At 60.4% G+C, this 13,298-nt stretch carries 14 protein-coding genes; 9 read left to right on the top strand and 5 right to left on the bottom strand.

Annotated elements, in window-relative coordinates; translation table 11 throughout:
• The first annotated feature begins 130 nt into the window (after positions 1 to 130).
• Both mazG and DKB71_RS25995 read left to right on the top strand, forming a co-directional pair.
• Positions 131 to 964: a nucleoside triphosphate pyrophosphohydrolase gene (gene mazG / locus DKB71_RS26000; RefSeq protein WP_274072920.1), complete on the top strand. Its 834-nt coding sequence runs from the start codon at positions 131 to 133 to the stop codon at positions 962 to 964.
• A 28-nt stretch (positions 965 to 992) separates the two neighbouring features.
• A complete protein-coding gene (locus DKB71_RS25995; protein WP_274072921.1) occupies positions 993 to 1,535 on the top strand; it encodes a DUF2058 domain-containing protein in 543 nt (180 codons plus the stop codon).
• Positions 1,536 to 1,644: 109 nt separating this feature from the next.
• Here DKB71_RS25995 and DKB71_RS25990 read toward each other — a convergent pair whose 3' ends face one another.
• The 5 genes from DKB71_RS25990 to DKB71_RS25970 all read right to left on the bottom strand — a co-directional run bounded on the left by DKB71_RS25990 (position 1,645) and on the right by DKB71_RS25970 (position 7,058).
• Entirely contained in the window at positions 1,645 to 1,833 is a 189-nt protein-coding gene (locus tag DKB71_RS25990; RefSeq protein ID WP_274072922.1) for a hypothetical protein, read from the bottom strand.
• Positions 1,834 to 2,232: 399 nt separating this feature from the next.
• Positions 2,233 to 3,453 carry a beta-ketoacyl-ACP synthase I gene (gene fabB / locus DKB71_RS25985; protein WP_015096439.1) on the bottom strand — a complete coding sequence of 407 codons (1,221 nt, stop codon included), beginning with the start codon at positions 3,451 to 3,453 and terminating at the stop codon, positions 2,233 to 2,235.
• A gap of 11 nt (positions 3,454 to 3,464) precedes the next feature.
• Positions 3,465 to 3,980 (bottom strand): 3-hydroxyacyl-[acyl-carrier-protein] dehydratase FabA, encoded by a 516-nt coding sequence (fabA, locus tag DKB71_RS25980; RefSeq protein WP_003179264.1) that lies wholly within the window; start codon positions 3,978 to 3,980, stop codon positions 3,465 to 3,467.
• A gap of 247 nt (positions 3,981 to 4,227) precedes the next feature.
• Positions 4,228 to 6,129 carry an ATP-binding protein gene (locus DKB71_RS25975; RefSeq protein ID WP_408598300.1) on the bottom strand — a complete coding sequence of 634 codons (1,902 nt, stop codon included), beginning with the start codon at positions 6,127 to 6,129 and terminating at the stop codon, positions 4,228 to 4,230.
• Positions 6,126 to 7,058, bottom strand: a complete 933-nt coding sequence (locus DKB71_RS25970; RefSeq protein WP_408598298.1) for an ABC transporter substrate-binding protein — start codon at positions 7,056 to 7,058, stop codon at positions 6,126 to 6,128. Before DKB71_RS25970 ends, DKB71_RS25975 begins: the two co-directional genes overlap by 4 nt.
• A 261-nt stretch (positions 7,059 to 7,319) precedes the next feature.
• On the opposite strand from DKB71_RS25970, the gene DKB71_RS25965 reads away from it, so the two are divergent.
• The 7 genes from DKB71_RS25965 to DKB71_RS25935 all read left to right on the top strand — a co-directional run bounded on the left by DKB71_RS25965 (position 7,320) and on the right by DKB71_RS25935 (position 13,211).
• Complete coding sequence (locus DKB71_RS25965; protein ID WP_274072925.1) at positions 7,320 to 8,345, top strand: NAD(P)H-dependent glycerol-3-phosphate dehydrogenase; 1,026 nt, start codon at positions 7,320 to 7,322, stop codon at positions 8,343 to 8,345.
• A 29-nt stretch (positions 8,346 to 8,374) separates the two neighbouring features.
• The gene (locus DKB71_RS25960) at positions 8,375 to 8,722 is read left to right on the top strand and encodes a DUF4389 domain-containing protein (RefSeq protein ID WP_323628078.1); all 348 of its coding nucleotides are present in this window, start codon (positions 8,375 to 8,377) and stop codon (positions 8,720 to 8,722) included.
• Complete coding sequence (gene sixA / locus DKB71_RS25955) at positions 8,719 to 9,174, top strand: phosphohistidine phosphatase SixA (protein WP_274072927.1); 456 nt, start codon at positions 8,719 to 8,721, stop codon at positions 9,172 to 9,174. The genes DKB71_RS25960 and sixA overlap by 4 nt, the downstream gene beginning before the upstream one ends.
• Before the next feature lie 134 nt (positions 9,175 to 9,308).
• On the top strand, positions 9,309 to 10,964 hold the full coding sequence (locus tag DKB71_RS25950) for an AMP-binding protein (protein WP_408598295.1): 1,656 nt from the start codon (positions 9,309 to 9,311) through the stop codon (positions 10,962 to 10,964).
• A gap of 32 nt (positions 10,965 to 10,996) precedes the next feature.
• Positions 10,997 to 11,440 (top strand): hotdog fold thioesterase, encoded by a 444-nt coding sequence (locus DKB71_RS25945; RefSeq protein WP_274072929.1) that lies wholly within the window; start codon positions 10,997 to 10,999, stop codon positions 11,438 to 11,440.
• A 113-nt stretch (positions 11,441 to 11,553) separates the two neighbouring features.
• On the top strand, positions 11,554 to 12,360 hold the full coding sequence (locus tag DKB71_RS25940; protein ID WP_274072930.1) for an alpha/beta fold hydrolase: 807 nt from the start codon (positions 11,554 to 11,556) through the stop codon (positions 12,358 to 12,360).
• Positions 12,357 to 13,211: an alpha/beta hydrolase gene (locus DKB71_RS25935; RefSeq protein ID WP_408598292.1), complete on the top strand. Its 855-nt coding sequence runs from the start codon at positions 12,357 to 12,359 to the stop codon at positions 13,209 to 13,211. The genes DKB71_RS25940 and DKB71_RS25935 overlap by 4 nt, the downstream gene beginning before the upstream one ends.
• Positions 13,212 to 13,298 lie beyond the last annotated feature (87 nt).

Here is a 13,298-nt window from a genome sequence, read left to right as displayed (position 1 = left end):
TCAGCGCCAATCCAATGTGGGAGCGGGCTTGCTCGCGAAAGCGATTTGCCATACGCATCAATTTTGAATGTGCCGGCCTCTTCGCGAGCAAGCCCGCTCCCACAGGGGAGCTTTATCATGAGAGGGATTGATGTACAGCCTTGAAGATTTATTGCACCTGATGAACCGCCTGCGTGACCCGCAGTATGGTTGCCCGTGGGACATCAGGCAAACCTACGCCACCATCGTCCCGCACACCCTCGAGGAAGCCTATGAAGTCGCCGACGCCATCGAGCGCGGTGACTTCGATCACCTGCAGGGTGAGTTGGGCGATCTGCTGTTCCAGGTGGTTTATTACAGCCAGCTGGCCCGGGAGGAAGGACGCTTCGAGTTCGCTGGCGTGGTCGATGGCATCACGCGCAAGTTGATTCGCCGTCATCCACACGTATTCCCCACGGGTGATCTGTACGCGCCTATGGATGTCCCGCGCCTGAGTGAGGAACAGGTCAAGCAGCGCTGGGAAGAGATCAAGGCCGAGGAGCGCGCAGAGAGCTCCAGTGCACCGCAACAGCTGTCCTTGCTCGATGATGTCCCGGCAGCATTGCCGGCGTTGTCCCGCTCGGCAAAATTGCAGAAGCGAGCAGGGCAAGTCGGTTTCGACTGGCCCGATGCATTGCCGGTGCTTGATAAAGTCCGTGAAGAACTCGATGAAGTCCTCGAGGCCATGTCGGAAAACGATCCAGAGGCCGTGGCCGACGAGATTGGCGACCTGCTGTTTTCCGTGGTCAATCTGGCCAGGCATCTCAAGGTCGACCCGGAAACCGCGCTGCGTGGCGCCAATGGCAAGTTCGAACGACGCTTCCGTTTTATCGAACAGGCATTGCGCGACACCCACCGTCCCATGGAAGATTGCACCCTCGAAGAGTTGGACGCCCTGTGGGGTGAAGCCAAACGCCAGGAAAAGAATGTGCCCAGCTGCGGTTGAGCAGTTGCCTAAGTGAGTAATAAGCACCATGAGCATTTCCCTTCGCGACCAGTTGCTCAAAGCAGGGCTGGTCAACCAGAAGCAGGCCAAGCAGGTCAGCAAAGACAAACAGAAGCAGCAACGCCTGGCCCACAAAGGCCAGATCGAACTGGACGACTCCCAGCAGCGTGCGGCTCAGGAAGCGATGGCCGAGAAGGTCAAGCGCGACCAGGAGCTCAACCGTCAGCAGCAGGAAAAGGCCGAGGCGAAAGCCCGCGTAGCACAGGTCAAGCAATTGATCGAAGCCACGCGCCTGCCGAAACTGACGACCGAGGACTACTACAACTTCGTCGACGACAAGAAGGTCAAGCGTCTCTCGGTCAACAGCCTGATGCGCAACAAGCTGAGCAACGGTTCGCTGGCCATCGTGCATCACGCCGGCGGTTATGAAGTGATCCCCCGGGAAGCGGCCCTGAAGATCCAGGAGCGCGATCCGCAACGTATCGTGCAGCTGAATGTGCAGACCGAAGAAGTCGCCGCCGAGGACGATCCGTACGCGGCCTATCAGATCCCTGACGATCTGATGTGGTAAGCGATGTGGGAGCGAGCTTGCTCGCGATGGTCGTTAACGATAACGCGTGTTTACTGGCTAAACGCGGCGCTCTTTAGTCCATCGCGAGCAAGCTCGCTCCTACAATTGCTCAGGCGGAGCGTAGTTCTCGTTGCTGCTCCAGGGTTTCCAGTTCGGCCTTGTAACTGTGGGCGTCAGTTTCGGAGTGGAACATCCCGACCAGCAGGTCTTGTTGGTACACATCCCAGATCCGCACACCGGCGGCTACGCCTTCGTGGGACATACGTGAATCGTCGCGTTCAGTTACTTTTACAGTCATCTGCTAGCTCCAATCTCTGTTATCTGCAGCAAGGCATGTGCAGGACTCTGTTATAGAGTTTGGTAGCTTGCTAAGTAAACGACTGAGTTTGGAAAGGGTTTCTTGCAAAAACAGCAACAGTCCTGCAGCCCACGGAAACCGCGACATTCAGTCGCAGGGCCTTAAGTTTCATGACAAAAGCTTCATCTCCATGCCCAAGCCTTGTGGGCAAAACGCTGACCCTGTGGGAGCGGGCTTGCTCGCGAAGACGGAGTGTCAGGCGCCATTAATGTTGAATGTGCCGCCGCCTTCGCGAGCAAGCGCGCTCCCACAGGGCGCAGAGTTGCTCCATTTACCTAAGGCAAAAAAAACGCCCCGAACCAGTCGGGGCGTTTTCATGTGCGGCTCAGCAGCGGGGAATTACTTGCCTTCCCAGCGCTTCAGTACCAGCGTGGCGTTGGTGCCGCCGAAACCGAAGCTGTTGCTCATCACGGTGTTGATGGTGGCGTTTTCGCGGGTCTTGGTCAGCACCGGCAGGTCAGCCACTTCAGGGTCCAGCTCGTCGATGTTGGCGGAGCCGGCAATGAAGTTGCCTTCCATCATCAGCATGCAGTAGATCGCTTCGTGAACGCCGGCGGCGCCCAGGGAGTGACCCGACAGGCTCTTGGTGGAGCTGATGGCCGGAGCCTTGTCGCCGAACACTTCACGCACACCTTTCATTTCCGCGACGTCGCCGACCGGAGTCGAAGTGCCGTGGGTGTTCAGGTAGTCGATCGGGGTGTCGACGGTGGACAGCGCCTGCTGCATGCAGCGGATCGCGCCTTCGCCGCTTGGGGCAACCATGTCGTAGCCGTCGGAGGTCGCGCCGTAGCCAACGATTTCCGCGTAGATTTTTGCGCCGCGGGCCAGGGCGTGTTCCAGCTCTTCAACCACGACCATGCCGCCACCGCCAGCGATGACAAAACCGTCACGGTCGGCGTCGTAGGCGCGGGAGGCTTGTTCCGGGGTGTCGTTGCGCTTGCTGGACAGGGCGCCCATGGCGTCGAACAGGAACGACTGGCTCCAGTGTTCTTCTTCACCGCCGCCGGCGAAAACGATGTCCTGCTTGCCCATCTGGATCTGTTCCATGGCGGTACCGATGCAGTGAGCACTGGTGGCGCAGGCAGACGCGATGGAGTAGTTCAGGCCCTTGATCTTGAACGGCGTGGCCAGGCAGGCGGAAACGGTGCTGCTCATGGTCCGCGTTACGCGGTATGGGCCGACGCGCTTGACGCCTTTCTCGCGCAGGATGTCCAGCGCTTCCATCTGGTTCAGGGTCGATGCGCCACCGGAACCGGCGATCAGGCCGGTACGCGGGTTGGACACCTGCTCTTCGGTCAGGCCGGAGTCAGTGATGGCGTCTTTCATGGCCAGGTAGGCATAAGCTGCCGCGTGGCCGACGAAGCGATAGATCTTGCGATCGATCAGTTCTTCAAGGTTGAGGTCAATGGAGCCGGAAACCTGGCTACGCAGACCCATTTCGGCATATTCCGGGTTGAACCGGATGCCAGGGCGGCTTGCACGCAGGTTAGCGGAGACGGTCTCTTTGTCATTGCCCAGGCACGAAACAATGCCCAGACCAGTGATAACGACGCGGCGCATGCGGATAACCCTTAGAAGTTGTCAGTGGAGGTGAACACGCCGACCCGGAGGCCTTCGGCGGTATAGATTTCGCGACCGTCGACAGTCACCGAACCGTCGGCGATGGCCAGGTTCAGCTTGCCTTTGAGGACACGCTTGATATGAATGTTATAGGTGACTTTCTTGGCGGTCGGCAGGACCTGGCCGAAGAATTTCACTTCGCCCGATCCCAGGGCGCGACCGCGGCCCGGCAGGCCTTGCCAGCCCAGGAAGAAGCCGACCAGTTGCCACATGGCGTCGAGGCCCAGGCAGCCCGGCATCACCGGATCGCCTTCGAAGTGGCAGGCGAAGAACCACAGGTCCGGAGTGATATCCAGCTCGGCGACCAATTCACCTTTGCCGTACTTGCCACCTTCTTCGCTGATCAGGGTGATGCGATCGACCATCAGCATGTTCGGGGCGGGCAGTTGCGCGTTACCTGGGCCGAACAGCTCACCGCGACTGCAGCGCAGCAGGTCTTCCCGGGTAAAGGCGTTTTGTTTGGTCATGCGAGCTCCTCAATAGTCCCATGCGGCAGGTGGGGCAAATCTTCCCGGCCGATCGAAGCATTCATGCCTCGAACCGGCAGCCTACTCATAGACTATTGCGTTGTAGTGAAAGTCACAGTACCAAGGACATGAATGTACACTTGTGCACTGAAATTTTTAATCAAGCCCAATTTCGGACTTGTACGGGTGCCTAAGACTGCCGCACTTTCGCCTTTCACGCCAGTCGCAGATGCTCGAAAGGCCTGTACTACTGCACCCATCGCTGCAGAATTTGCTGAAGATCAGTTCGTTTGAAGGGCTTGGCCAGGTAATCGTTCATTCCTGCCGACAAGCAGGCTTCGCGATCCCCCTGCAAGGCGTTGGCGGTCAGGGCAATGATCGGCAAGTCGGTGCAGCCGGGCAGTTCACGGATCTGGCGGGTGGCCTCATAGCCGTCGATGATCGGCAATCGACAGTCCATCAATATGGCTTCGAAAATCAGGCTCTCGGCACTGCGCACTGCCTGTGCGCCATCGGCGGCGACGCTGACAGTAAAGCCCAGGCTACGCAACATGGCTTCGATCACCGTCTGGTTGACCGGATTGTCCTCGACCAGCAGCACATTGCGCCCTTCGCCGTCGCCCTTGTGGGTCGATACGCGCGGTACCCGCGCCGGCAAGGCCTGTTGAGACAACGCCAGCGGAATTTCCAGGGTGAACATCGAACCACGGCCTTGTTCGCTCTGGGCGCGCAAGGTGCCGCCCATGCGTTCGGCGAGTGTTCGCGCAATCGGCAGGCCAAGGCCAGTGCCACCGTAGCGTCTTGAAATGGAACTGTCGGCTTGCTGAAACGCGTCGAACATCAATTCCAGGCTCTCGGGGGGAATGCCAATGCCGCTGTCGCGTACCGTGCAGGTGAACCACAGCAGTTCGTGATCCAGGGACTGCCACTGCGGCTCGATGGAGACCCGGCCCTGCTCGGTAAACTTCAGTGCATTGCCGACCAGATTGACCAGTATTTGCCGGATGCGCGTCGGATCGCCCTGAACCTGCAGCGCGCGCATGTCCGACGGAATCTGCAACTGCAGATCGAGCCCGCGTTGCACGGCGCTGTGCTGGAATGCCTGGGCGCAACTGGCGATCAGGTCCGCGAGGTTGAAGGGAATATGTTCCAGTTCCAGTTCCGAGCGTTCGATACGGGAAAAATCCAGAATGTCATTGATGACTTTAAGCAGGTGCTCGGTGGATTCCGAAGCCAGCGCGGCGTATTCGAACTGCTCTTCGGTCATCTCGGTGGTTTCCAGCAACTGCAGCATGCCCAGCACACCATTCATCGGCGTGCGCAGTTCGTGGCTCATCATGGCGAGGAAGTCCGACTTGGCGTTGTTGGCTTTTTCCGCTTCCTCGCGGGTCTGGATCAGCTGCGCCATGGCCTGATGTTGTTCGTGACTGGCTTGCTCAAGGCCCCTGGCAAGGTTGTTGATGTGTTGCGACAGGGCGCCGAGTTCAGTGTCGTCGACGATAGGCAGCGGCGTTTTATAGTCGCCGGCCTGGATCGCCTTGACTGCATTGCCGATATCGCGCAGCGGTTGCGACAGGCTCGAGGCCAGGCGTCGGGCGACCAGGAAGGTAAACAGCAAGGCGAACAGCGCCAGGATGCCGGCCTTGAGCAGGATCTCCTGCTGGCGCTGGCTGAATGCATCATTGGACAGGCCGACGATCACCCGGCCCAGGTAATCCTCGGCGGGGGTCGTTGGGGCCGCTTTGCGGTCCTGGAAAAAATCATTGTGCAGGGCGATGCGTTGCAGCCGCACGGGGGCCTGGAACACTTCGACCTGATGCGGCTGCTGGTAGCTGGCCGAGGGTTGTTCGACGTACACCAGAATCCGGTTGGCGCTGTCCTGCACCTCCAGGAACCGCACGTTGGGCGTGGCCAGTGTGGCCTTGAGCAGGCTTTCGAGGACCTCGTTATTGCCCGAAATCACCCCGTATTCGGTGGCCGGTGCCAATTGGTTGGCAATCAACTGGCCGGTATGGTTGAGCTCCTGGCGCAGGTCCTGGATCCGCACGAAGGTGAAGAAGCTGATCAACAGCAACGTCAGCAGCAGGGCAGGGCCGAGGCTGATGATCTGGGTGCGGGTACTGATGTCCCAGCGGCGACGGAAGGTCATGGATGGCGTTCTCCTTCTGCCAGCAGCATTGCGACAGACGCATCGTTGACCTGTTCAAGATCCAGGGAACGAGACACCTGCGCATTGCTCGCGACTTTGAAGCGCTGTGGGTACTGCGAGCGGGGCCACGTGGCGGGCGGCTGGTCGAGCAGTTCATCGAGAGTCGCCAGCCAGTCGCCGTGATCGCTGTAGGTACTGGCCAGGCTCCCGGCCTTGACGAACCCTGCATTCGGGCCGATCAAGGCCCGTTGTCGAGCATAGCTGCTGAGCAACAGGTTCTTCGCGGTTTTCGAGTTGTACAGGCCAGGGTCGTCCAGACCCAGTAATGCATCGCTGTTGTCCAGCAAAGCCTGCAAAGGTCGACTGTCCTCGGTGTTGTCCCAGCGCTCGGTGACTACCTCAAGCCCGAGGGGATGGGCGGCCTGGCGCAGTTCCCGCAACAGGAACTCGCTATGGCCGTCGTACAGCACGCCAATCCGTTTGGCCTGGGGCAGCAGCACGCGGGTGAGGCGCAATTGCCGGTCCAGTGGCGGATCACTCCAAAGCAGGCTGAGGTGCGCGGGCAGGGCGTGCCCCAGATGTTGCCGTGCCTGCACGCGGCTGATGCACAGCACCAGTGTCGCCGGGCCGCGGCTGTCCTGCAGGCGCCAGTCGAGGCTGGGCAGGTCGAGCAGGATCAAGCGGGTGTCCGCTGGCAGCTTGCCCGGTGGCGGCAGGCTGGCCAGCGGCTGGAAGCGCACGCTGTCGGCCGGTCGCAATTGCCTTAGGGCCTGGGCAAAAGAGTGCATGCCGGGGCTGTCGTCGACACCGATCAGGAGAATGTCCGCGGCGTGGGCCGACAGGCTGTTGAGCCAGCCACCGAATATCAGGCAGACCATGGCCAGCAGATGGCCAAGGGTTGGCGTCTTCCGTGACGGACGATGGGGCATGTTAAAACGCCAGCTCTGCGCTGAAATACATCATCCGACGCTCTTTATAGTTATTGTTGATAATTGCCGCATTCTTGTTAACGAATGATGGCGCGCATGTTAACCGAGCCCGATGAGTTTTCCAGTCGCGATGTAGGCATTTTCTTCGGTTTTGCCGGACTTCTTCCCCTGCACGTCGGTAATTGAAGCAGGGACTGGTCGACACGGGGGCGCGCCGTATAATGCCGGCATCGCCACTGGTATTGGATTAATGGATTGCATATGACTGAACAGCGCCCGATCGCGGTCTTGGGAGGCGGAAGTTTTGGTACCGCCGTGGCTAACCTGCTGGCAGAAAATGGTCATCAAGTCCTGCAATGGATGCGGGACCCCGAACAGGCCGAGGCCATCCGGGTCAATCGCGAGAACCCGCGTTACCTCAAAGGCATCAAGATTCTGCCCGGCGTGACACCGGTCAACGATCTGCTGGCCACCCTGGAGGCCTGCGAGCTGAGTTTCGTTGCACTCCCTTCCAGCGCGTTGCGCTCGGTGCTGGCCCCGCACGCCGATCGCTTGAGCGGCAAGATGCTGGTGAGCCTGACCAAGGGCATCGAAGCCCACACGTTCAAGCTGATGAGCCAGATTCTCGAAGAAATTGCGCCACTGGCACGCATTGGTGTGTTGTCCGGTCCGAACCTGGCCCGTGAAATCGCCGAGCACGCGTTGACCGCCACGGTGGTCGCCAGCGAAGACGAAGAACTCTGCCAGGAGGTCCAGGAGGTGTTGCACGGCCGCACCTTTCGTGTGTATGCCAGCGCCGACCGTTTTGGCGTGGAACTGGGTGGGGCGTTGAAAAACGTCTACGCGATCATCGCCGGCATGGCGGTGGCGATGGGCATGGGCGAAAACACCAAGAGCATGCTGATTACCCGGGCGCTGGCGGAAATGACGCGCTTCGCGGTGAATCAGGGCGCCAACCCGATGACGTTTCTGGGCCTTGCGGGCGTGGGTGACCTGATCGTGACCTGCTCGTCGCCAAAAAGCCGCAACTATCAGGTCGGGTTCGCCCTCGGCCAGGGCTTGAGCCTCGACGAGGCGGTCAATCGCCTGGGCGAAGTCGCCGAAGGCGTGAACACGCTCAAGGTGCTCAAGGCCAAGTCCCAGGAGGTTGGCGTGTACATGCCGTTGGTCGCCGGGCTGCACGCCATTCTGTTCGAAGGGCGCACGCTGGAGCAGGTGATCGGGCTGCTGATGCGCGGCGAGCCGAAGACCGATGTCGACTTTATCTCTACCAGCGGCTTCAACTGAAAAACTACTTCACAGGAACGGAGCGAGACATGAGTGATCAAAAAGTAGAAGCCAGATACGAGTCCATTCTGCTTCGAGTGCTGTGGATGGTGGTGTTCCTGCTGGTGTGGCAGGTGGCGCAGTTCATGCTTGGCGCTGTGGTGCTGGTGCAGTTGATCTATCGTTTGATTTATGGCGCCCCGAGCGCCAGCCTGATGAACTTCGGCGACAGTCTGAGCCAGTTCCTGGCACAGATCGGTCGTTTCGGCACTTTTCACAGCGACCAGAAACCCTGGCCGTTCGCCGATTGGCCGACGCCGCGTACGCCGGAAGGTGAAGCGCCCCACGCCGTGGCGCCTGCGCCACATCCGGCCCGGGATGAGGAACCCAAACTATGAAACTCTGGGTATTGCGTCATGGGGAAGCCGTGCCACACGGTTCCAAACCCCACGATTCGGAGCGGGAATTGACGGAGCACGGACGTGAGGAAGTGCTGCGCACCGCTGCAAATTTGATCGGCCAGCCGCTGACCGCCATCTACGCCAGTCCGTACCTGCGAGCGCAGCAAACCGCGCAACTGGTGCGAGACGCGTTGGGTTTCGAACCGGAAATCCGCACTGTTGAATGGCTGACACCTGACACGGAACCGGACAAAGTGGCCGAACAGATGGTCGCGGTCAGCGACGTGCTGCTGGTCAGTCACAACCCCTTGGTGGGGAATCTGCTGAGTTACCTGCAACATGGTGCCGGGCACCCGCCGGAGAGAGTCGGCACTGCCGGTCTGGCGGAACTCAAGGGCGATGAACTGTTGGTCGGCTCCATGAAGCTCAACGGTATCAAGCACCCGTAAAAGCAATGGATCGCAGCCTTTTGCAGGAGCTGCCGCCGGCTGCGATCTTTTGCTATTGATTCTCTAAAAAAGTTAACCAAGCACTTGCTTGGTTGACTACGCTTGCTCCAGACCAAAATAAAGGAGCGAGTCCCATGCCTGCTGCTTCTCGTTTGCCCCTGGACATCTTCTACGAGCGCGAGGCCCGTCATCCCCGCCAGCGCTTTCTTGTCCAGCCAGTGGGCGGTGGGCAGGTCGAGACCCTGACCTGGGAGGACGTCGGTCACCAGGCTCGCTGCGCGGCCCATTGGCTGCGGTCGCGGGAACTGCCCCAAGGCAGTCACATCGCCCTGATCTCAAAAAATTGCGCACACTGGATCATTGCCGACCTGGCGATCTGGATGGCCGGGCATGTCTCGGTGCCGTTGTACCCCAACCTCACCGCCGAATCGTTGGCCCAGGTGCTCGAACACTCTGAAGCGACGCTGGCTTTCATCGGCAAGCTCGACGACTGGCCTTGCATGTCGCGGGGCGTCAATCCCGATCTGCCGACCATCAGCCTGCCGCTGCACCCGCCTGGCAGCTTCGATTTCAGTTGGGCCGACCTGCAACGCAGCTCGCCGATCCAGGACGATCCCAAGCCCGCCGCTGATCAACTGGCGACCATCATCTACACGTCTGGTACCACCGGCATGCCCAAGGGCGTGATGCATAGCTTCGGCAATCTGGGGTTCGCCACCACGCGCGGCACGCAACTGTTCGGCCTGAATGAGTCGGATCGATTGTTGTCGTATTTGCCGTTGTGCCACGTTGCCGAACGGATGTTCGTTGAATTGGCTTCGATCTATACGGGGCAAAGCGTTTTTTTTGCCGAAAGTCTCGATACCTTCCTGACTGATCTTCGGCGTGCGCGGCCAACGGCGCTGTTTGGCGTGCCGCGCATCTGGACCAAATTCCAGATGGGCGTGTACAGCAAGATTCCGGCAAAGCGCCTGGATTTCCTGCTCGGCTTGCCGATTATCGGCAAGCGGGTCGGGCACAAAGTCCTCGCCGGGTTGGGGCTCGATGCCTTGCGCGTAGCCCTGTCCGGTGCCGCCCCGGTGCCGCTGAGCTTGCTGCTGTGGTACCGCAAACTCGGACTGGACGTGCTGGAGGTCTACGGCATGACGGAAAGCTGCGGTTACTCGCATATTTGCCTGCCGGGACAGAACAAACCGGGCTGGATCGGCAAGCCTTGCCCGGGCGTCGAGGTGCGCATCGACGAATCGGGTGAGGTCATGGTGCGTAGCGGCGCGACCATGCTCGGCTATTTCAAGGAGCCGCAGAAAACCGCCGACACCCTCACCGAGGACGGCTTCCTGCGCACCGGCGACAAGGGCGAGGAAGACGCCGAAGGCAACCTGCGCCTGACCGGGCGCCTGAAGGAGATCTTCAAGACCAGCAAAGGCAAGTACGTGGCCCCGGCCCCCATCGAAAACCGCCTGGCGGTGCATTCGCGCATCGAGCAGGTGTGCGTGGTCGGTGATGGCTTGAGTGCGCCGCTGGGCCTGTGCGTGCTCTCGGCCGTCGGGCAACAGGAGGCGCGGGCCGGATTGCATTCAAGCCTGGAAAGACTACTGGAAGAGGTCAACAACGCCCTCGACAAGCACGAACGCTTGCGCCGACTGGTAGTGGTCAAGGACAGCTGGGCGGTGGAAAACGGCTTTCTCACGCCGACCCTGAAGATCAAGCGCAACGTGATCGAAGCCGCTTACGGCGCCCGCTTCGAAGAATGGAGCGAGCACAGCGAAGCGGTGCTGTGGCAGGATTGAGTCACGAACAAAATCAACAAGGAAAATCTGCTATGAGTCTGTGGCGTACCGCTCCGAACATCGAACAGTTGAATGCCATCCAGAAAAACACCATCGGCGAAGTGCTGGACATTCGTTTCGAAGCCTTCGATGAAGAGTCCCTGACGGCGAGCATGGTCGTCGATCATCGCACCCACCAGCCTTATGGCTTGCTGCATGGCGGCGCTTCCGTCGTGCTGGCTGAATCCGTCGGTTCCATGGCCAGCTACCTGTGCATCGATACCAGCAAATTCTATTGTGTGGGCCTGGAAATCAACGCCAACCATTTGCGCGGTCTGCGCAGCGGGCGGGTGACGGCGGTGGCCAAGGCGATTCACATCGGGCGTACGACCCATGTCTGGGATATCCGCTTGACCAGTGATGAAGGCAAGGCCAGTTGCGTGTCGCGGCTGACCATGGCGGTGGTGCCTTTGGGCGAGAATCCGCCAGCGCGTTGATCGAGAACCATGGCTTTGACCGGACTGTCATCATTCCTGTCAGTTACGGTCATTGCTGCGGGACGTGGTCTTGCGGACAATCGACCTCTGTTTTCGTTGATGGATCGACTCGTATGTCGCAACAGATATTTTTCGCCCACGCCAACGGGTTTCCTTCGGGTACCTATGGCAAATTGTTCGCGGCGCTGGCGCCCGAATATCAGGTGACGCATCTGGAGCAGCACGCCCACGACCCGCGTTTCCCGGCGGACGACAACTGGTACAACCTGGTGGATGAACTGATCCACCACCTGCAGCAACAGCCGGAGCCGGTGTGGGGCGTCGGTCATTCCTTCGGCGGCGTACTGCATTTGCACGCGGCGTTGCGTTGCCCGGAGTTGTATCGCGGTGTGGTGATGCTCGATTCGCCGGTGCTGACCCGCACCGATCAATGGGTCATCCGCGCGGCCAAGCGTTTCGGTTTCATCGACCGCCTGACCCCTGCCGGTCGCACCCTGGGACGTCGTGAAGAATTCGCCGACCTCGACAGCGCCCGCCGTTATTTCGCCGGCAAAACCCTGTTTCGCAGCTTCGACCCGGAATGCTTCGACGCTTATCTGCAACACGGTTTGCACAAGGTTGGCGACAAGCTGCGCCTGCGTTTCGACCCGGCCACGGAAATCAGCATCTACCGTGGCGTGCCGCACACGAGTCCTGGCAGCACCCGGCAGCTGAAAGTGCCACTGGCGGTGGTGCGCGGGCGTAACAGTCGTGTGGTGATGCGCCATCATGCCAGTTCGGTCGGGCGCATGCCCCAGGGCGAATCACTGTGCATGCCTGGCGGTCACATGTTTCCCCTGGAACGCCCGCAGGACACGGCCACGCTGCTGAAAAACCTGTTCAGCCGCTGGGACGGTCGCCAACAGCAGGATTGCGCATGAGCCATGCCGTCGAAGAAGTCCGCCTGAGCCTGCCGCATATCGAGCTGGCGGCGCACTTGTTTGGTCCCGAAGACGGTTTGCCGGTGATTGCCCTGCATGGCTGGCTGGACAACGCCAACAGCTTCGCCCGCCTGGCACCGAAGCTCAAAGGCCTGCGCATCATCGCCCTGGACATGGCCGGTCACGGGCACTCGGGGCACCGCCCGCCGGGCGCCGGTTACGCCATGTGGGACTATGCCCACGATGTGCTGCAAGTGGCAGAACAGCTTGGGCTGAAGCGGTTTGCGTTGCTTGGGCATTCGATGGGCGCCATCGCATCGTTGATCATTGCCGGCTCGTTTCCGGAGCGTGTCACCCACCTGGCGTTGATTGACGGCGTCATTCCTCCCACGGACAAAGGCGAAAACGCTGCCGAACGCATGGGCATGGCCCTGCAGGCGCAGCTGGACCTGCGGGAAAAGCGCAAGCCGGTCTACAGCACCCTCGACCGCGCCATCGAAGCACGTATGAAAGGCCTGGTGGCGGTCAGTCGCGAAGCCGCCGAGCTGCTGGCCCAGCGTGGCCTGATGCCGGTGCCGGGCGGCTACACCTGGCGCACCGACAATCGCCTCACGCTGCCGTCGCCGCTGCGCCTGACCACCGAGCAGGCCATGGCCTTCGTCCAGCGGATCGCCTGCCCGGCGAAGCTGGTGGTCGCCGCGGACGGCATGCTCGCCAAGCACCATGAGTTGCTGGAGCGTCTACCCTTTAGCCGTGAACAGCTGCCAGGCGGCCATCATTTGCACCTGAATGATGAACCCGGCGCGGATCTTGTCGCAGACTGTTTCAATCGGTTCTTCGTCATTCCTTGACTTGCGCGGGGCAACTGTCGAGGCTGGGCGGGTTGAAAAGGGAGACAACCATGATAGACCTCTACACCGCTGCGCCCCCGATTGGCC

The sequence above is a fragment of the Pseudomonas sp. PLMAX genome, from assembly GCF_046042685.1.
Taxonomy (GTDB): domain Bacteria; phylum Pseudomonadota; class Gammaproteobacteria; order Pseudomonadales; family Pseudomonadaceae; genus Aquipseudomonas; species Aquipseudomonas putida_AE.
The sequence above is the reverse complement of the archived record's forward strand: the minus strand, read 5'-3'. Positions and strand labels throughout refer to the sequence as shown.